At 61.6% G+C, this 18,826-nt stretch carries 19 protein-coding genes; 4 read left to right on the plus strand and 15 right to left on the minus strand.

Annotation, left to right across the window (positions count from 1 at the left end):
- Window positions 1-486 precede the first annotated feature (486 nt).
- From AX676_RS08955 to AX676_RS08995, 9 genes are all read right to left on the minus strand, one after another.
- The gene (locus AX676_RS08955) at window positions 487-930 is read right to left on the minus strand and encodes a hypothetical protein (RefSeq protein WP_136175471.1); all 444 of its coding nucleotides are present in this window, start codon (window positions 928-930) and stop codon (window positions 487-489) included.
- 66 nt (window positions 931-996) lie between these two features.
- Entirely contained in the window at window positions 997-1,638 is a 642-nt protein-coding gene (locus AX676_RS08960; RefSeq protein WP_017499957.1) for a lytic transglycosylase domain-containing protein, read from the minus strand.
- Window positions 1,626-2,147, minus strand: a complete 522-nt coding sequence (locus AX676_RS08965; protein ID WP_017499958.1) for a S26 family signal peptidase — start codon at window positions 2,145-2,147, stop codon at window positions 1,626-1,628. Before AX676_RS08965 ends, AX676_RS08960 begins: the two co-directional genes overlap by 13 nt.
- The gene (locus AX676_RS08970; RefSeq protein ID WP_081095412.1) at window positions 2,140-2,451 is read right to left on the minus strand and encodes a helix-turn-helix domain-containing protein; all 312 of its coding nucleotides are present in this window, start codon (window positions 2,449-2,451) and stop codon (window positions 2,140-2,142) included. Before AX676_RS08970 ends, AX676_RS08965 begins: the two co-directional genes overlap by 8 nt.
- A 30-nt stretch (window positions 2,452-2,481) precedes the next feature.
- Complete coding sequence (locus AX676_RS08975) at window positions 2,482-3,363, minus strand: phytanoyl-CoA dioxygenase family protein (protein ID WP_017499960.1); 882 nt, start codon at window positions 3,361-3,363, stop codon at window positions 2,482-2,484.
- A gap of 5 nt (window positions 3,364-3,368) precedes the next feature.
- Window positions 3,369-3,983, minus strand: a complete 615-nt coding sequence (locus AX676_RS08980) for an acyl-homoserine-lactone synthase (protein ID WP_017499961.1) — start codon at window positions 3,981-3,983, stop codon at window positions 3,369-3,371.
- Between the two features lie 92 nt (window positions 3,984-4,075).
- Window positions 4,076-4,822: a LuxR family transcriptional regulator gene (locus AX676_RS08985; RefSeq protein ID WP_017499962.1), complete on the minus strand. Its 747-nt coding sequence runs from the start codon at window positions 4,820-4,822 to the stop codon at window positions 4,076-4,078.
- 86 nt (window positions 4,823-4,908) lie between these two features.
- A complete protein-coding gene (locus tag AX676_RS17260) occupies window positions 4,909-5,235 on the minus strand; it encodes a helix-turn-helix domain-containing protein (protein WP_017499963.1) in 327 nt (108 codons plus the stop codon).
- 487 nt (window positions 5,236-5,722) lie between these two features.
- Window positions 5,723-6,868: a CaiB/BaiF CoA transferase family protein gene (locus tag AX676_RS08995; protein ID WP_026108913.1), complete on the minus strand. Its 1,146-nt coding sequence runs from the start codon at window positions 6,866-6,868 to the stop codon at window positions 5,723-5,725.
- 116 nt (window positions 6,869-6,984) lie between these two features.
- On the opposite strand from AX676_RS08995, the gene AX676_RS09000 reads away from it, so the two are divergent.
- Entirely contained in the window at window positions 6,985-7,950 is a 966-nt protein-coding gene (locus AX676_RS09000; protein ID WP_208598042.1) for a LysR family transcriptional regulator, read from the plus strand.
- Window positions 7,951-8,114: 164 nt separating this feature from the next.
- Here AX676_RS09000 and AX676_RS09005 read toward each other — a convergent pair whose 3' ends face one another.
- Window positions 8,115-10,262: a TonB-dependent receptor gene (locus AX676_RS09005; RefSeq protein ID WP_208598043.1), complete on the minus strand. Its 2,148-nt coding sequence runs from the start codon at window positions 10,260-10,262 to the stop codon at window positions 8,115-8,117.
- A gap of 158 nt (window positions 10,263-10,420) precedes the next feature.
- Between AX676_RS09005 and tnpA the strand changes: the two genes are divergently transcribed.
- Genes tnpA through tnpC form a run of 3 tightly spaced genes read left to right on the plus strand, consistent with a single transcriptional unit; the run spans window position 10,421 to window position 12,799 of the window.
- Entirely contained in the window at window positions 10,421-10,876 is a 456-nt protein-coding gene (gene tnpA / locus AX676_RS17265) for an IS66-like element accessory protein TnpA (RefSeq protein ID WP_066045783.1), read from the plus strand.
- Between the two features lie 26 nt (window positions 10,877-10,902).
- Window positions 10,903-11,229 carry an IS66 family insertion sequence element accessory protein TnpB gene (tnpB, locus tag AX676_RS09010; RefSeq protein ID WP_110300478.1) on the plus strand — a complete coding sequence of 109 codons (327 nt, stop codon included), beginning with the start codon at window positions 10,903-10,905 and terminating at the stop codon, window positions 11,227-11,229.
- A gap of 31 nt (window positions 11,230-11,260) precedes the next feature.
- On the plus strand, window positions 11,261-12,799 hold the full coding sequence (gene tnpC / locus AX676_RS09015) for an IS66 family transposase (RefSeq protein WP_066110541.1): 1,539 nt from the start codon (window positions 11,261-11,263) through the stop codon (window positions 12,797-12,799).
- A 145-nt stretch (window positions 12,800-12,944) separates the two neighbouring features.
- Here the strand turns inward: tnpC and AX676_RS09020 are convergent, their stop codons facing one another.
- From AX676_RS09020 to AX676_RS09040, 5 genes are all read right to left on the minus strand, one after another.
- Entirely contained in the window at window positions 12,945-13,847 is a 903-nt protein-coding gene (locus tag AX676_RS09020) for an SDR family oxidoreductase (protein ID WP_011415065.1), read from the minus strand.
- Window positions 13,848-13,952: 105 nt separating this feature from the next.
- Window positions 13,953-15,098, minus strand: coding sequence for an acyl-CoA dehydrogenase family protein (locus AX676_RS09025; RefSeq protein WP_017499968.1), 1,146 nt, complete (start codon window positions 15,096-15,098; stop codon window positions 13,953-13,955).
- Between the two features lie 37 nt (window positions 15,099-15,135).
- Window positions 15,136-16,374, minus strand: coding sequence for a thiolase family protein (locus AX676_RS09030; protein ID WP_011415063.1), 1,239 nt, complete (start codon window positions 16,372-16,374; stop codon window positions 15,136-15,138).
- A 43-nt stretch (window positions 16,375-16,417) separates the two neighbouring features.
- Entirely contained in the window at window positions 16,418-17,212 is a 795-nt protein-coding gene (locus AX676_RS09035; protein WP_011415062.1) for an enoyl-CoA hydratase/isomerase family protein, read from the minus strand.
- A gap of 66 nt (window positions 17,213-17,278) precedes the next feature.
- Window positions 17,279-18,823 carry a class I adenylate-forming enzyme family protein gene (locus AX676_RS09040; protein ID WP_026108915.1) on the minus strand — a complete coding sequence of 515 codons (1,545 nt, stop codon included), beginning with the start codon at window positions 18,821-18,823 and terminating at the stop codon, window positions 17,279-17,281.
- Window positions 18,824-18,826 lie beyond the last annotated feature (3 nt).

Consider the following 18,826-nt stretch of genomic DNA (forward strand, 5'->3'; position numbering starts at 1 on the left):
CCAGGGCCTCCCCCGGAGCGGGGGTGGGCGGCGAATTGCGACCTGCCGGGCGCGGCCAGGAGGCGGTCCGCACCCGCAGGGCCGAAATGCAATGGAGGAGCCGGACCCGAGCGCAGTCGAAGGCCGGCTTGCGGGACGCCGGGCCGGGCCCAGAAGGGAGCGCCGCCCACCCGCGCGACGAGGGGAAGGCCCAACGAAAAATGCCGCCGCGCCGGTCAGGCGCGGCGACGACAGGCCGGAGCAAGGCTCCGGCATCCCGCCAGTCCGATCGTCACCTTTGGCCGGGACGCGCGAAGCGTGGCCCGGTGGAGCTTGGCGAACGGATGTGAGCCTAGCGGAATAGAGCGGCGGTCGCGCCGCAGGCGCGAGGCGCCTGAAAACCCGGATGCGTCAGGTCAGACCCTGCCGTCTTGAAGCACTCTCGTCGTGGTCGCCATGCGCGCGGTGACACGAGGAGCGAGCACTCGGCCCACTGGCCCCAACAGATCAACCGTGCAGCGGGGATCCGTTCGAACCGGTGCAAGCGGTCATCGCGGGCAACAGGCTCATCATGGCGGCACCGGCGATGATGATCGCGCCGACCGCCGCGGCGATGCCGGTCGCGGTCGGCCCCGCACCGCCGAGCTGCATCAGGCTGGAGACGACACTGCCGCCGGCGATCCCGGCGGGCACGGCGAAGAGAAGCGCGATCGCTCCGCGAAGCGGAACGGGCAACCGCGACGCGATGAGCATGCGTCCGATCAGCAAGACCGCGACGCCGACGACGAGGCCGAGAAGCAGACCGAGCAACGGCCCCAGTTCGCCACCCCCCGCCCACAGAAATGCGGCCGCACCGAGCCCGACCGGGAGTGCGAAGACGGCGAGCCGGAACATCGCCCAGGCGAAGAGGACGATGCCGGTGGCGGACAGGATCAGACCGAGCAACATCACGACCAACTCCATAGGCTCGGAACATAGCAGAAACACGATTCGGCATGAAGCCCCGATCGGCTCGCACTATGGGCGGTCTGGCGCGTTCTTCTCGGGCGACGTCGATCGCAGCGCGACGAACAGCGTGGCCGCACCGGCTTCGCTCCGGCCGGCAGGGGGCCGGTCGCCGATCGCGAAGAAGATGGCATTGACGGTACGCGGCGTTGCACTGGCGGCCGTGACAGCCGACCGGGAATTGACGGGCACTCCGGCGACGCTCGCGAGATAGGCGCGGGTCTCACCGGGCAGCGCGCGGCCGGTCCGCACGTGCTCGGCATAGCGTGCCGGTCCCGCGTTATAGGCTGCGAACAGTCCGGGATAACCGAAGCGGTCATACATCAGACGAAGATAGAGCGTCCCCGCCAATATGTTGTCGCGCGGGCTATGGGGATCACGTCCGAGCCCGAGCCGCGCGCGCATTTCGGACCAGGTGCCGGGCATGAGCTGCATCAGTCCCATCGCGCCGGCGTGGCTGGTAATCGGGCGCCCGTCCAGCACCGTGCGCCCGCCGCTCTCGGCGCGCATGACGCGCTCGATCCATTCTACCGGCACGCCGAAACGCGCCGAGGCTGCCTCGATATAGGGCCGCCAGTGAACGACCGACTGCGCGTCAGCCGGTGCCGCCGCCAGCAGCGCCAGGGCGGTGATGGCGACCCTCAGCCCAGCCACAGCAGTCGCACCTCGCCGATGACGTCGCCGCGCGATGTCGGTCCGAAATAACGCCCATCGAACGAATCCGGGCTGTCCATCAGCAGGAACAATGCGCCCGAACGCAACATCACGCAGCCATTCCACCACGGCATCGGACGGTCGCGGCCATCGGCTTCGCGGCGTTCGGCCACCGGGTGGCCGTTGACATAGATCTCCCGCCCGCGCGCACAGACGCGATCGCCGGGCGCGGCCGCGACGCGCTTGACCAGCGGGATATTGATCGGAATGTAGCGCCGCTCGGCGGCGAGCCGGCGCCAGCGGTCGGGCACCCGGACCAGCACCATGTCGCCCGATGCGATGTCCTGCCGTCCGCTGACGGCATAGAGACCGATCGGCGCGCTGGCCGATGCGTTCCAGACCAGCCACGGCGTTGGCGGCAGCGCGATCGTGGTCGCCAGCGCGGCCGCGCCGAGACCGATCAGCGCGGTGGGTTTAGCCGGCAGACGGGAGGGTAGCAGCCTAGCCATTGCCTCCCTCCCGCATGTTCGCGCGCGACCAGGCCTCGATATCGTCGATATGGTAGCGCCAGACGGTGCCATGCTTTCGGCACGGCGGGCCGCGCCGCTCCCGGCGCATCTTCTTGAGCGTGTCCCCCGCGAGACCGAGATGGAACGCGGCCTGCTTGGTTGTCAGAAACGGGCAATGCTCGCGTGCCCGCCGAGCGCGCTCCGCGGCCGACGACGCCGTGGCTCCACCGTCCACAGCGGATGAATCCGCCTCGATCCGTGTTCGCGCGCCGCCGCCTGCTTCGGGGTTTGGATCGTGTGTCATGAGTGCAGCGCCCGGTCCGACGAACCCGCGTTACCCGCCGATCAGGCCCGCACGCGCGGCTTCCTGTTCGGCGACATAGGCATCCAGCATGTCGGCCTGGCCGGGGAGCAGCGCGTCGATCGCAGGGAGGCCGTCGATATCGTCCCGGTGAAGCAGCACGGACGGGCACTGGCCTTCGACATTGCCGAGATTGGGGCGATGCTGGGCATAGCCGATGAGCGCGGCCAGATCGGGATCGAACGCTCGAGCGATGGCGGGCGGATAGACGAGATACTGATTCTCGAACGTCCGCAGCCATCCGAGGCAATAGGAGGTGATGACCGCGCGGCGCACATGATCGGACTGGTTAGCGCCGGCACCATGCAGGATCGATCCGAGGAACAGCAGCGCGGAGCCGGGTGGCATTTCGGCGGCGACCGGACGTGCATCGCCCGGTTGCGATGCCGCATCGTGATGGCTGCCCGGCCAGACCAGCGTCGCGCCACTCTCCAGCGTGAACGGATCGATCGGCCAGATGACGTTGATCTGATAGTGCATCCCGGTCTTGACGCCGCCCCAGAGATCCTGGTCGCGGTGCGGCACCTGCGCGAGCGCGCCGGGATGGATTTCGATCGCCTGGGTGAGGTTGAGAACGATACGATCGCACCATTCCCCGAGCACCGTTTCGGCGATACCGCGGATGATCGGGTGCAGCACAAGGCCGGCGATATGCCGTGAACGCCGCAACAACGCGCCAAAGCGCTTGGTGCGGGCTCCGTAGAATCCGCCTTCGCAAAAGGGCGTGGCGACGAAGCGCGGTGCGAGTTCGGCTTCGAGCGCGGTGATTAGCTCGGTCGGCACGGCGTTATCGACAATGACATAACCGTCGGCGAGCAGCATCGCGGCGAGGCGGGCGGGGTCGTGCATCGCCATTCCCTTCACGCGGCTCTTGCCGCCGCATCGGGAGTGATCGCACCCGGTACATAGATGCCGTTCGACGCCAGCAGCGCAGGCGTACCGGCGCAGATCTCGATGCGGAACGCTCCAAGGAACGCGCCATCGATGCGGCGCGCGGGGCCGAGCGGCGCTGCGCGCCAGCCCATCGCCAAAACCTCCTCGCGAAAAGCAGCGGTCACGACGCCGGTTAGCATGGTGATTCCGCTGCCGAGCGCATGATCGACCATCGCCGAGATGAGCCGGTTGCGGACACGCAGGCGTCCGGGGGCGCCCAATCGTTGCGGCAGGCAAAGTCGCGTAATCTCGCGAACCTGCTCCCCCCGGGGCGCATCGCACTCGCAGAGCGACGCGAAACGATCGGCGAGAAGATGTGCGCCCTCTGTCGATAGCAGCCGCATCGACCCCTGGTGAATGCAGCCATCGTCGGTGGCGATCAGATAGACCGCCTTGTCGCCGTCATAGCTGTCGATTTCATAGCGGCCGCCGACGACCGGAACATCCCAGCCCAGCAGATCGACGAACAGGGTCTTGCGGTCCTCGAACATCGAGGCGGCGCGCGCATCGGTAAGCGAGCACCCTTTGACAATATGGATCATGGCAGTAGCTCCCGTTCAAATTGAACAGTCGCGAAGGGAGCAGAGATGAAGGGCTCAAACAGTCGTCAATATTGAGGATGCGGCGATCCCGCTCAGAACCGCGGGACGATCTCCTCGATGCAGACGATTCCGCAGGCGAGCGCGATCGCCGGGAGCTGCGCGCGGGAATAGATTCCGAAATGTTCGCGCAGGTCACGCATGTAGGTGCGCACTGTCGTCGGGGCGATGTTCATCATGATCCCGATCTCGACGTCGCTCTTGCCCATCGCCGCCAAGCGAAAGCATTCGAGCCGCTTTGGGCTGAGATGGGGTAATTTCAGCGGGCGCGCCGGAAAGCCGTGCAAGCGCCGCGCCTCGGTAAACGCCTCGCTCGCCATCAGCGTCGCGATCCGGCAGATATGCGATGGCGGCAATTGCCCGTCGCGCGTTGCGAACGTACAGCATCCGGGCGGCTCGCCGGCGACGCCAATCGGAACGGTGAGGCCGTTGCGCAGGCCATGACGCGCGGCTTCGCGCACGATGCGCGCCTGTCGCCGCGTGAAGCCGCCCAGCAGTCGCTCCATTTCGTGCCAGCAGAACGCCCGGCTTGTCGAGCGCGCCGCGAGCAAGGCGGGATCGTCGCGGTAATAGCCTTCGGCGACGAAAACGTCGCCCCAGCTCTGGAAATTGTCCATGCGGAAATATCGCCCACCGGGCTGAAAGAAGGCCATGCTCTGGACGATCGCGAGCCATGGGAGGCCGAGCTGGCGTGCGGCGGCCTCGCTGCAACTGAACAGCTCGCGATCACTGTTCGCGCGCCTGGCCTGCTTAATATAGGCATCGAGGTCGCGAAACGGCACCGAGGGGCACTCCTTTCGACGCGCGCGTTGCGGGCGCGTCTATCGGGCGCGTGGTTCCAGCCCACGCGCGTGCAGCCCCCGATGATTTACTTGGTCTTGCTCGGCCGCCCCGTCGGCTTGTGCGGATGGCGCCGGAGCGTCACCGCCGGGCGCGCCAGTATCGCGCCGATTTCCAGTTCGTCGTCCGAAACGATCGAGATCGATATCCGGCCGGACAAGAGATAGACGGCATTAACGCCGAGTGCCTTCGCGAGCCGCTCCATTGCTTTCAGCGTCGGGCTCGACCGGCCATTTTCGATCGCACTCAGATAAGAGCTGCTCGTGCCCGCATCATGGGCGAGCGCTTCTTGCGTGATGCGCATCGCAAGCCGCAATTTCCTGAGATTCAAACTGAAGGACTTCGACGCATCCATAAGGGCGTAAGTTCACGCCCTGCGACCATTACTCCACACTGGATACAGGTTGGAGTTATTATCTATATTATTACGTTTTTACAAATATTTAAATGAGATTCCCGAACAACGCGCACTCAACTCTGATGCGGATTCTCAGGCGCGCCAAAAGACCGCATTCGGACGGTCGAATCGGTCGATGACCGAAGCCCTCACGCCAGGACATTGGCCGTGGACGCCGCAGTGGAAATCCCATCGGCGTCGTCACATCCGGGGCGAGCATTGATTTCAAGCGCCGAGCGAATCACGATGCGAACAACGTCCCGTGGACACGTCCGCAATCGCCGTTCCGGCGTGGCGTACAGGAATCATCGGATAGTTTGACGTGCCTGTGTGTCGTTGTCTCCTTTGATTTGAATGCAGCGCAGCGAAGCGGAGCGTCGCATTGGTTCATAGTTATGAAATCACCGTTCGTGTCGGGCCGCTGGCCGCCCACCATGCCAACCGACTACTCGCAACAGTCGGTTCTGGCGGTAATCCCGCAGCGGTCCGGTTTGCTCCAGCCCCGCCGAATTGTACTCGGATCTTCATGATGCAGCGGGATCGGTCCGGGGATCGGTAGTGACGAGCCCGAAAAACGTGGCGCCGGCATTGCCTGGAGGATATTGTCGATCTCCCGATAGACGCCTCGCGCTGCCATATGAGGATGGCGCGCCGCTTCGTCCGGATCAAGCACGGGGGCAAAGCAGGCATCGCTGCCTTCCAGCAGTGTGCGCCATTCTTCCCGTGTCCGCATGGCGAATATCTCGCTAAAACGCTGCTTGAGCTCGGGCCAGGCATCACGATCATAGCCGTCGTCAAAACTGCTATCGCCGGCCAACCCCAGCTTTTTGCAAAGCAGCGCATAGAACTTGGGCTCGAGTGATCCGACTGAGATGAAATTCCCGTCGGCGCACCGATAGGTCGAGTACCAGTGAGGGCCGTCAAGGATGCTGCAGCCGCGTATGCTGGCAACCTGGCCGGCGGCCTTCAGGCTCAGGAGCAAGTTCATCATGTGAGCGCTCCCATCGACGATCGCGGCGTCAACCACTTGCCCATTCCCGGTATCCCGCGCGTGCATTGCCGCTGCGAGGACGCCGATGGCCAAATAGAGCGCTCCACCCCCAATATCGCCTACCAGGCTTGGCGGCGCCATTGGCGGTTCACCGGGATGCCCAGCATACCAAAGGGCTCCTGACAGCGCGATATAGTTGATGTCATGGCCGGCCGCTTGGGCGAGAGGTCCCTGCTGCCCCCAACCCGTCATGCGACCGAATACAAGGCGGGGGTTACGCGCTAGGCAAACCTCGGGACCAAGGCCGAGCCTCTCCATCACCCCAGGCCGCATGCCTTCGATCAGTACATCGCCCCTTTGGACGAGATCCAGGACATGCGCGACGCCTTCGGGGGACTTCAGATCCAAGGCAATTACACGTTTCCCGCGGTTCACAATGGCGCCGCTGCCAAGATCGATATTTTCGGAGTTAGGGCTTACGCGTTCAATGACGACGACATCGGCGCCAAGGTCGGCCAACAGCATTCCGCAAAACGGCGCCGGGCCGATGCCCGCAATTTCGAGTATTTTGAGGCCTGCAAGCGGACCAGTTTTCGTCATTCAGGCATACCTGCGTCTGAGACCTTGGCGCTTTGATCCAGGCCGTTTCGCCGCTCCAGATTTCGAGACGGGTTGCAGTCGTGCTGGGCGGCAGTGTCGAAAGTAAGATTGGCAAAATGACCTTGATTCGCCTAATTCATTCTCTGGAGCAATTATTCCTGTGGGGCATGTCCATGCTCGATTCTCGCCTCAAGCATGCCGTCGCGGTTGGTCAGCTTCGTTCCTTCTCCAGGGCAGCGGATGCGGTTGGTGTCACGCAGTCGGCGGTGACCAAGAGTGTCGCTGAACTCGAACGGCATCTTGGCTATTCCCTTTTCCATCGGACCTCACGGGGCGCGATGCCGACAGAGGAGGGACGCGAATTTATTGATCGCGCAGCGCGCTTGCTTGCCGACGCAGCTGAACTACTCGGAGATACAGCCCGCCGCGCCGACGCCTATGCGGGCCCGCTTCGAATCGGACTGTTCCCAGGGTCAATCGACTGGTTGCTCACCCAACCTCTGGTTTCTTTGCTGCGGCGCCATCCGGCAGTGCGCGTCGAAGTCGTTTCGGGCAACAGCGAAAGGGGCGTGCGACTCCTGTCGCGCGGCGATATCGATGTCGCCTTTGGACTTGAAGCGGCCTTTGCACGCTGGCCGGAATTCAAGTGCGAGCGGGTCGCCTCGATCGAAATACTGCCTTTTGTGCGGAACAATCATCCCATTCTGGGGATAAACCCGACCAGCAAGGAGCCGCTGGTCCAGTTCGAATTCGTAGTGCCCTCATCTTCCGAACCCTACACATCGATCATTCAGCAGATGTACGAAAAAAGCGGTAAGCGTCCCGCTGACTGGATCCACATGACAGACTATTTTCAATTGGTTCGACGGATCGTTGCCACATCCGATGCTATCGGGATGGTTGCAAAACAGTTCACCGAGAACTCATGGTTTCGCGCCAATTTCGTGGCCTTGGAGGGAATCGGTTTATTCGATCCATTGACGCTTTGTTATGCTGTGCGTAGCCGCTGGCAGGTAAAACCGGCTGGCCGTGCGCTCGTCAGCCTTGTTCGTCAGGCATGGCGCACCGCATCATCGGATTAACGGCAAGGGGGCGGGGTGCGATCGGAAATCCGCTGCATCCGTCGCGATCAGCTAGAGCATTTCGCGCAGAAGTGGGAACCGGCTTTCCGGCAGGAAATGCTCTAGCAAATTGATCTTGGGCATTTTCCGAGTTGGCGGGTGATTCCACTCGCCTCGAAAATGGCCTAGAAGCTAATCGCCACTTCTCCGCCGATGACGCGCCCCCTGTTTAGCGGTGAAAGGCTTGCACCCGTGCCCCCGAAGGCCGCCGGCAAAGGTGTATCGCCGCCAATCGTCACCTCATTCAGGAGGTTTCGGCCATAGATGGAGAAGCGCCAGTGCTTGTTGTCGGTCGCCAATGTGAGGCTCGCATCGAGCATATCGGCGCCCTGAAGGAAGCCGACGTTGTTGTCGGTGAATGCCGCCTTGTCGCGATGCGTGAAGCTGACACGCGCCGTTGCTGTCCCCAATTCGCCAAGCTGCTGATCATAAGTCAGCCCCACGCCATAGGTCCATGGCGACAGCCTTGGCAATTTGAGCGCACGATCCACATCGTTGATGACGCCATCACCGCTGAGGTCGAACTGGACGTTGCGATACTGGCCATTCACGTAGCCGAGCTGACCCGAAATCACGAGGTTGGACAAAAGAAAAAACTGCCCCTCGGCCTCGACGCCTTTGATTGTGGCGTCGGCGGTGTTCCGTATGACCTGGCTGACGCCAAGCGGTCCGGGCAGGTTGATCTCGCGCTGCAGGTCCTTCATGCGATTGTAGAAGGCCGCCAGGTTGATCCGGTGGCGCCCGAATTGCTTCTTGGCGCCGAGTTCGAAACTGTCCTGGGTCTCTTGATTGAATGGCCCCGGCGGCACAGCGGGATCGGTGTTGCGCAAATTATATCCGCCGCTGCGGAACCCGCGCGTGTAAAGGCCATAAATCTGCGTGTCGTCATCCGGCTTCCACTGAAGGCCGATTTTCGGCGTAAACCCTCGCCATTTTGCCGCGTCGGCGAAATTGGTTGCACAGATCAGCGTGTCTAGATTGCAACCATTTGCGCGTAAGGCCGAGACCCGAACGGCTTTGCGTTCCCAACTATACCGCGCGCCGAGATTCAAGGTCAGCGTATCGGTGAAATGCCAGTCGGTCGAAGCAAAAATGCCCCATGTTGTCTGGTCTTGCGTACCCCCACCGGAAACGATCCGAGCACCGCCCAAAAGATTCCGCAGCTCGGCGTAACGAAGATCCTGGGAAAAATAGTATAGACCGGTTGTCAATTCGACGTCACCGAACCTTCCGGCATAACGAAGTTCGTCGCTGAGTTGATCCTGGTCGATTTCGAAAAAGGCATGAAAGAAGGACTGTGGTGTTCCATCGATATCAGCGCCCGCGGAGGATCGGAATTTCCGATAGCCAGCGATGTTGGTGAAGACGCCTTCGCCCAGACCGACATCGATGTTGGTTTCCACGATCGCCTGGTCCCATTTGGCATCATAGAAACCTGGGAAATTGATCGAAAACCTGAAGCTGTCGCGGGGAAACAGCGCGTGACTCTGGACAGGGGCTCCATCGCTTTCGACATCGCCATGCTCATAGCGGAGATCCATTCGGAAGCGGTCGCCACCCTTGAGCGAAAGTGCCGGGCGAATGATAAGGTCATGTGATTTACCGAAGCTGCGATTGTCGAAGCGGTTGCGAAACCAGCCATTGTCGTCGCTGTAGTAGACGGCCAATTTGGCAGCCAAAACGTCATCGACGATAGGTCCGGTAACCGTGCCGCTTACGGTCTTTTTCAGTCCCGTTTCAATGGATAGCTTGGCTTTGGCTCCAAAATCGAAGCTGGGCCGCGTGGTCCGCACAACCACGGCACCGCCGGTAACGTTGCGACCGAAAAGCAAGCCTTGCGGTCCACGCAGAACTTCGATCCCCTCAAGGTCGAAGTTGTCCAGCACGACACCAGCGTTGATGCCGAGGTAAATACCGTCAGTGAAAACGCCTACGGTGGGGTCGATCGATGGGATCGTGCTGTTGATGCCGAGGCCCCGGATAGTGAAATTGGCATAGCCCGGTGCCGTACCCACATCCTCGAGCTGGACGTTGGGAACGTCGTAGCTCAGACTTTGAAGATTCTGGACGAACTTGGCATCCAGCTGCGCTTCACCAAAAGCCGTGACCGCCATCGGTACTTTCTGCACGCTTTCGCCATAGCCCTTTTTGGTGGCGGTAACGACAATGTCCTCAGCCAGCGCTTCCGTGGCGCTCCCGGTTTGGTCGTTCGCCTGGGGCGTTGCTTCCTGGGCAAATGCTGTTCCCGAGCACAACAACGCGGCAGAAGCCAATAGACATCCTCTCATGGCTGATCCTCTCTTCCCAGGAGATATTGTGTAGTTCATGCCGTTTGGCGGCATTTGAGTAAGCGGGGCGCTGACCCCACCTTGCGCTGATCGCTGACAGCATCGACTTTGCGCGCCTCTGCAATGATTGAGGCGCTGCTCCTATGATAATCCCTGGTGACGATCCTGTGAGTAAGGGTGCTCAGCGGTTTGAGGTGTTCACCGGCGCTGGCAGGCGCAGGGATTGGCCGCCTGAGGTGAAGGCATCGATTGTCGCGGAGTGCTGGCCTGGAGGGGAGCCGGTCAGCGCTGTCGCTCGGCGCCATGCACTGGATCCGTCGCAGATTTATGGCTGGCGCAAGGAGCTGATCAGGCAGTTCAAGGAACAGGGACTGGACGTTTCCTCATTGGAGACAGAAGGTGCCGCCTTTGTGCCAGCGGTGATCACGCCTGACCCTGTTCCAGAGGCTGGGCCTTCACGTCGCAGCCCACGCCGTCTACGCCGCGCTGCATCTGCCGTGGTCGAGCTGGAGATCGACGGTGTCGCTGTAAAGATAGCTCGCGGTGCCGATGCTGGTGTCATCGCAGCGGTCATTGACGCGCTCAGGACGCGTGCGTGATCGGCCCTGGCCCTGGCACGCGGGTGATGGTGGCAACGCGGCCCGTGGATTTCCGCAAAGGTCCTGACGCACTGGCCGCATTGGTCAGCGCTGAGTATGGCGGCGATCCGTATTCCGGGGTGATCTATGTCTTCCGGGCAAAGCGCGCTGACCGGATCAAGCTGGTCTGGTGGGATGGCACGGGCCTGTGCCTAATGGCCAAGAGGTTGGAGTCCGGAGGCTTCAAGTGGCCTGGTATCCAGGACGGTGTGATGCGCGTTACGGCAGCCCAACTTGGCGCTTTGCTGGAGGGTCTCGACTGGCGGAGGGTGCATGGCGGACGCCGCCCGATAGCGCCGCAGATTGCCGGTTGACGAGGCTTTCGTCTGCTGATTCACTGCCATCATGCTGATGGAAGCGGACCTGCCGGAAGACATCGAAGCGCTACGTGCGCTGGCGCTCGATCAGTCCCGCAAGCTTGCCGACGTGACGGTTGCCAAGGGCGAAGCTGACGCAGAGATCGAGCGGCTGCAGTCGATCATCGATGCGTTCATGCGACACCGTTTCGGCCGCAAGTCCGAACAGCTCGATCCCGACCAGCTCCAGCTGGGCCTTGAGGATATCGAGACGGCACTTGGCGCAGCCCGTGCGGCGCGTGAGGCTGGAACGGCTCAGCCCAAGGGCGATCGTCCCCGCAAGACCAACCGCGGTTCGCTGCCTGCGCACCTCGAGCGGATCGAGCAGATCGTCGATATCGACGATAAGGCCTGCCCGTGCTGTGGCGGCGGGCTGCACCAGATTGGCGAGGATGTTGCTGAACGCCTCGATGTCGTGCCGACCACGTTCCGGGTCATGGTCACCCGCCGGCCTCGCTATGGATGCCGCTCATGCGAGAGCGCGGTCGTCCAGGCCCCGGCACCGGCTCGTATTGTCGAAGGCGGCATCCCCACCGAAGCCCTGATCGCCCAGGTGCTGGTTGCCAAGTATGCCGATCACTTGCCGCTTTATCGGCAGGCGCAGATCTATGCTCGGCAGGGCATCCAGTTGGATCGATCGACCCTTGCAGACTGGGTCGGGCGGTCCGCATGGTATCTTCGCCCCTTGCGGGACCATATCCTGGAACGACTGCGACGATCCGAGCGGCTGTTTGCCGACGAGACGACAGCGCCAGTGCTCGATCCAGGACGAGGGCGGACCAAGACCGGCCAGCTATGGGCGTATGCCCGCGATGATCGCCCATGGGGCGGTATCGATCCGCCGATGATGGCCTATGTCTATGCGGCCGACCGCAAGAGCGAGCGCGCCGAAGCGCATCTGGGGGACTTTGCAGGCATCCTGCAGGTCGACGGCTATGGCGGATATACAGCGCTCGCCAAGCGGCAGCAGCAGATCACTCTCGCGTTTTGCTGGTCACACGTCCGGCGCAAGTTCTTCGATCTCGCCGACAAGTCACCGGTTGCTACCGAGGTGCTGCAGCGGATCGCCGGTCTATATGCCGTCGAGAGCGAGGTTCGCGGCACCGATGCCGATCATCGTCGCGCAGTCCGCAACGAGCACGCCCGCGTCATCGTCGCTGATCTGCACTACTATCTGGAGGCTCGGCTCCGTCAGGTCAGTACCAAGAGCAAGCTGGCCGAAGCGATACGCTACGCGCTCAGCCGCTGGGACGGGCTCACCGTCTTCCTTGATGATGGCCGCGTCGAGCTCGATACCAACACCGTTGAGCGGTCGATCAGACCTCTGGCCCTCAACCGCAAGAATGCCCTGTTCGCGGGCTCCGACGAGGGCGGCGACAACTGGGCGGTTATCGCCACGCTGATCGAGAACTGCAAGATCGCCGGCATCAACCCGCACACATGGCTGACCGAGACGCTCACCAAGCTCGCCCATGGTCATCCAGCAAACGGCGTCGGCGACCTCATGCCTTGGATCGACGTGACCTGAAAACATCGCTTACGCATTTGAGGGCCGTCGTCCAATTCAATTCGCTGCAGAACTATTCCTGCTGCTCATCGATATCTGGCGGCAGCACGACGCCATCGGCAGCCCGACGGCCGCTCAAAAATATCATGGTAATTCATCGGGTTGATTACGCTCTCAGCGCCCGTTCTACCGCCTCAAGGCTGTCATTCAGCCCGAGCGGGTGCTCGGCATCCGTGAAGTCGACAATTCTACCCCAGTGCCGGGCGACATCATCGAGCGTGAACGCCCTGTCCGCTCCGAAGGCGTGCCCAAGCGCGCGCTCCCACCTAAGCTTGGCGATATAGCCGGCTCCAACTTCAAAAAGCCCTTTGGTTTCGCTGCAATTCTCGTGCGCAAGCCAACCGACCAATGGACTGATCGCTTCCGCTCTGAGATTGGCGAGAAACTCTTGTGGAAAGGCAGTCGCGGTCATACGCGATGCGGCGATTGGGGCGATCGTATTAACCTGGATGTTTCTGGACCGCCCCTCCTCCGCCAGCGCGTTCGCAAGCCCCAATATTCCGAGCTTGGCTGCGGCATAGTTGGCCTGACCGAAGTTGCCGTAGATTGCGGCTGCAGACGTGGTCATGACGATGCGGCCATAGCCCTTGTCGCGCAGTATCGGCCATGCTGCCTGCGTCACTGCCCGCGTCCCATTCAGATGGACCCGCTGAAGCAGTGTCCAGTCTTCGTCGGTCATTTTGTGGAAGCTCACATCGCGCAGGATGCCGGCATTGTTGATGACGACGTCAACGGTTCCGAAGTTGTCAACCGCGGCTTGGATGATCAGCGCGCCCTCCTCGACCGACGCATAATTTGCCACCGCCTGACCGCCCGTGGCTCGAATTTCGTCGACCACATTGTCAGCGGCTGTGGAGCAGCTGCCGCTCCCTTTCTCGTCGCCACCCAGATCATTCACCACCACCTTGGCTCCGCGCCCGCCAAACATCAGCGCGTACTGGCGCCCAAGTCCGCCTCCGGCTCCGGTCACAACCACTACCCTGCCATCGAAACGAAGCTCTTCGTCCATCGCTTGTCTGCCTCTTTTACCTGAGCGACGCATCTGCGCATTTGATCCTGTGCGAGTCAGGCACGCGGCTCCATTTCCGTCGACGCTGTCGTTTTCGTCTGAGCCTTACCGAAAGGCTTGAATGCCGGTCAGGGCGCGCGAAACAACAAGCTTTTGAATCTCCGTCGTGCCATCGGGGATGGGGCAAATGATCGCCTCACGCACCAGCCGCTCAACGATGAATTCGCGGGTGACGCCGTTGCCGCCATGGATCTGAAGCGCATCGCGCGTCGCTTCGATCGCCATTTCGGTGGCGTACCACTTGGCCATCGAGCATTCCGTCTCTGCGCGCGTGCCCGCCTGGACGAGGGATATTGCCCGGTGCGTCAACAGACGGGCTGCGTCGATCTTGGTCGCCATGATGGCGATCTTGTCGGCGATCAGCTGATGGCCGGCGATCTTCTTGCCATGCTGCGCGCGATCGCGAGCGTACGCGATCGCCTCATCCATTGCTCGCCGTGCGATGCCGATACTCCACATCGCCATATGGCAGCGGGCAATCTCGAACACTTGCAACGTATTGCGCAATCCATCGCCGACCCGGCCGATCGTGTTTGCCACCGGTACGCGGCAATCGGACAGGAATATCTGTGCAGTCGATTGGCCGTTGAGCGCCATCTTCTGGATATCGCGCACCTCATACTCACTCTCGTCACGATCGACCAGGATGTGAGTGACTTCATTTTCGCCAGTCTTGCACGTACAGATGAAGATGTCCGAGTAGGCTCCGTTGGTGATCCAGGTCTTTTCGCCATTGATGACCCAGAAATCGCCGTCTCGTACGGCGCGTGTCTTGATGGCGGCGACGTCCGAGCCGACATCGGGCTCCGAGATGCCGAGCGAAACGAACTTCTCGGCCGCGACGAGGTCGGCAAGATAGCGTTGCTTGATCGTCTCCGGGGCGAAGCGGCGGATGAGTTCTGCGCCAACCGCGTTGATGAAGCCGGGTATGGCCACATCGAGCGAGGAATAGGCGATCTCCTCGAAAATGAGCAGATGAGTGAGCCATCCCATATCAAGCCCGCCCCATTGCTCCTGATGCGGTGCGGTAATATGGCCATAGCCGGTCAGTGCTTGAGTCCATTCCTTCATGAGCGGTTTGGGGATGAATCGCTCCCCATGCCGGCGGATTTCCGGCTCAAGCTTGTTGTCGAGAAAGCGGCGGACGGTTTCCACCGCCATGCGTTGTTCATCGGACAGCTCAAAGTTCATATCGTGACCCCGTGTTTCCCTAGGCGCGCTCTGACAACTACCGGCCCAGGATCGTGACGGCGACCACCGCCTCTTCCACCCCGATGACACCTCCGCCGTTCTGCGCGATCGCGAACCGGGCATTCGGAACCTGTCGATCTTCCGCCTCGCCGCGCAATTGCAGCGCAAGCTCGTAGATTTGGCCGAGCCCGGTGGCGCCGATCGGATGTCCCTTGCATTCAAGCCCGCCCGACGTGTTTACCGGAATACGCCCACCCAGCGCCGTCTCACCGCGCTCTGCCGCGAGTCCGCCCTCGCCAGGCGGCGTCAGGCCGAGCGCCTCGATTTCAATGATCTCGCCAACCGCCGTGGCGTCATGCACCTCCGCGACGCCAATATCTTCTGGCCCCACGCCGGCCATCGCATAGGCCCGGTTCGCCGCAAGGCGGCTGACATGGTGGTCATAATCAAAGGGATCGCGCGCGGCGCCGGTTTGCAGCACAGACGCCAGGATTCTTAGCGCCCTGTCCGGGGCTGCCGACAGTTTGCGCCGACCGGCTTCGCTGCAGATGATCGCAGCGGCGGCGCCGTCGCTGATCGGGGAGCACATCGGCAGTGTGAACGGGTAAACGATCGGAGGCGCAGCGAGTACACTTTCGACGGTATATGGGAGGCGATACTGGGCAAGCAGATTGCGCGTCGAATGCATGTGATTTTTCGCCGAGACGGCCGCGATTTGCGCTTGCGTCGAGCCGTAGGTCTTCATGTGCGCGCGTGCCATCGCGGCGTATACATCCATGAAAACGCTGTAAGGCTGACTCGATGTCGTTCCTTCCGGAACATCGACGCCATTGCCCATGGCCAGCAGCTGCGCGCGGCCCGACTCGGTTTCATGCACGTCCCAAGCGCCATCGAATGCACTGAACATGAGCGCCTTGTCGGGCGAGTACATCTTCTCCGCGCCGAGCGCGAGTACGACATCCGCTGCCCCCGATCGAACATAGGCGGCGGCCATGTGCAAGGCCGTGGAAGCCGTCGCACATGCGTTTTCGACATTCACCACGGGAACGCTTGAGATGCCCATCGCTCGCGCCACGATTTCGCCGCGGATCATGTCCTGGCCCTCCATATGCCCCTGGACGCAATTGCCGAAGAAGATGGCTTCGACATCGCCGGCGGTGCATCCTGCGTCGGAAAAGGCCTGCGACGAAGCTTCGGCGCAGAGCATTTTCAGGCTCTTGTCGAACTGTTTTCCGAACGGGGTCATCCCAACCCCCATGACGAATATGTCGGTCATTCGTTGATCCATTCTTCCAATGTGTTCCGCATCCGATCAGGTCTCACCGGTCGGAAAAATCGGGCTTCCGCTTCTCCCGGAATGCCGCCAGTCCTTCGACAATGTCGTTGGACAAGGCGTAAGCAGCCATGGTTTCGAGTTCCTGACGCAGCCCGACTTCGAGCGAGCTATCCTGCGCAGCGCGGACTAGCTGCTTCATGTAGGCGAGCCCTGGCCGGCTCTTTTCTGCAAGAGATTCTACCAGCGCTTGCGCTGCCGCAATGAGATCCTCGGGAGCAACCAGTTGGGTCACGAGTCCGGCTTCCTTCATCTCGGCAGCCGAGATGGTCCCGCCGGTCATCATCAGATGTTTCGCACGCGCTTCGCCGATCTTCCTAGGGAGTCGAACCGACCCTCCACCGCCGGGCAACAGGCCGTAATTTGCATGGGCGTCGCCAAATCTGGCCGGGTGCGCGGCAATGACGAGATCACAGCACAACACCAGTTCCAAGCCGCCGGCGAGCGTAAGGCCGTTGACCGCCGCAATTATCGGAAGGCGCGACGTCTCGATCCTGTTAAAAGCCTGACCGAGCGGCGGCAGAAACAGATTTAAGCGTTCGGCGAGAGTTTGTCCGCCTGTTCCATCGCCAATTGCGAGCAGATCCGCGCCAGCGCAAAACGCCCGTCCGGCGCCGGTAAGAATGCAAGCGCGCACCGTCGCATCTGCTTCCGCTGCCTCGATCGCTGCGGCGAGTTCCTCGGCCAAAGCCAACGACAGACTGTTCAACGCTGCCGGCCGGTTGAGGGTCACCCAAAGCGCTGGGCCGCGTTGCTCAACCAGGATGTATTCATAGTCCATTGCAGTCTCCCGCGCGCCGGCAGGCGGTCACCGGAATAGAGGATGTGGCTAGGATGGCTGCGTCGGTCATGCCCCCGAAATGCGCCGGTCCTGGCCCGCCCAATAGGGCTCTCGAAGCTTTGAACGAAGCACCTTTCCGACATTGCTCAACGGCAGTGGCTCGGCGGTAAAAACGACCTTGCTTGGCTTTTTTGCGGAGCCCAGACGCTGGCGCACCAAATCTATTATCTCGGTCTCCGTGATTTGTGCTCCGGGCTTGACACGCACCATTGCAAGCGGCGTTTCACCCCATTTTTCATGGGGCACGCCAAAGACCGCGACCTCGAGTACACCGGGATGGTCGGCAATTACGTTTTCGATTTCGGTGGGATAGATATTGAAGCCGCCTGACACGATCATGTCGTTGTTGCGATCGAGCAGATACAAAAATCCGTTTGTGTCGATCATGCCGACATCGCCGGTTTTGACCCAGCCATCTTCCATGCGCCGGGCGGTTTCCTCCGGATCGTTCCAGAATTCCTCCATCTGGCCATTTTCGAACCGTGCGACGATCTCGCCGGGCTCGTTTGGTCCCAGCACCTTTCCGTCCTCGTTACGGATTTCGATATCGGCGCCACTCATGGGACGTCCGACCGCCCGAATTGGGGCAGAACCTTCAAATTCGCCGAACCACTCGTTGGGCCCCATAGACGCGATGGGCAGGATTTCGGTCTGTCCATAGCCCGAATGAAGAACATGATTCCCGAATATCTGGCACGACTTGCGAAGCGTCGGCTCGGAGATCGGCGCTGAAGCACTCAGCAGAAACTTCAAATTCGGAAAGTGGCGGCCATATGCCCCGTCGTGATGCACTATGGCATTGAGCATGGTGGGGGCTACAAAGGCATGGCTGATCCGTTCCTGCTCGAGAGTGTCAAGAAAGGACGCTGGATCGAAGCCGTCCATCATCACGTTGCGGGCGCCGCAATACCAGGCCGGCACGAACAGGAAGCCCGATGCATGGGACAACGGGCCGACATGCAGAATGGCATCCCCTGGGGCCACTTGGGGGCCGATGCTGAAAAATGCGGCGGAGATCGTCATCCATGAACGGTGCCGATAGGCAACGCCCTTGGGTTTGCCCGTCGTGCCGCCGGTGTGGCGGATGACACAATAGTCCTCCGGCGCGACGACGGGATCAGGATCCCGGTCCGAGGCTGTCGCCAACCAATTCTCATAGTTGTGATCGCGGATAATGATCCGCTCAAGCGTCGGAGCTTGGGCATCCAGCCCCGCCAACTCCGAAGCCAATGCCTCATCGACCAGCGCCAACCGAGATCCGGTACTCGCGATCATATGGGCGTGCGCTTCACATCGGTTGCGCGCATAGAGAGGAACACGCGTATAGTTTCCAATGGCAGCCGCCAGTATGATGTCGGCGGCCTCGATGGAGTTCTTCTCCAGCGTAGCAATCCGGTCACCCGGTTGAAGGCCGCACTCCGCAAGAGCATTTGCGAGCTTCACGCCGCGCAACCAGGCTTCCGAGAAAGTCAACCGCCTGTGGCCGTGAACGAGAGCCTCTTGCTGGGCGAAATAACGTGCGGCGCGACGTATTTGCGTACGGACGTCCATCAG

Source organism: Sphingomonas sp. CCH21-G11 (assembly GCF_001555965.1).
Classification (GTDB): Bacteria; Pseudomonadota; Alphaproteobacteria; order Sphingomonadales; family Sphingomonadaceae; genus Sphingomonas.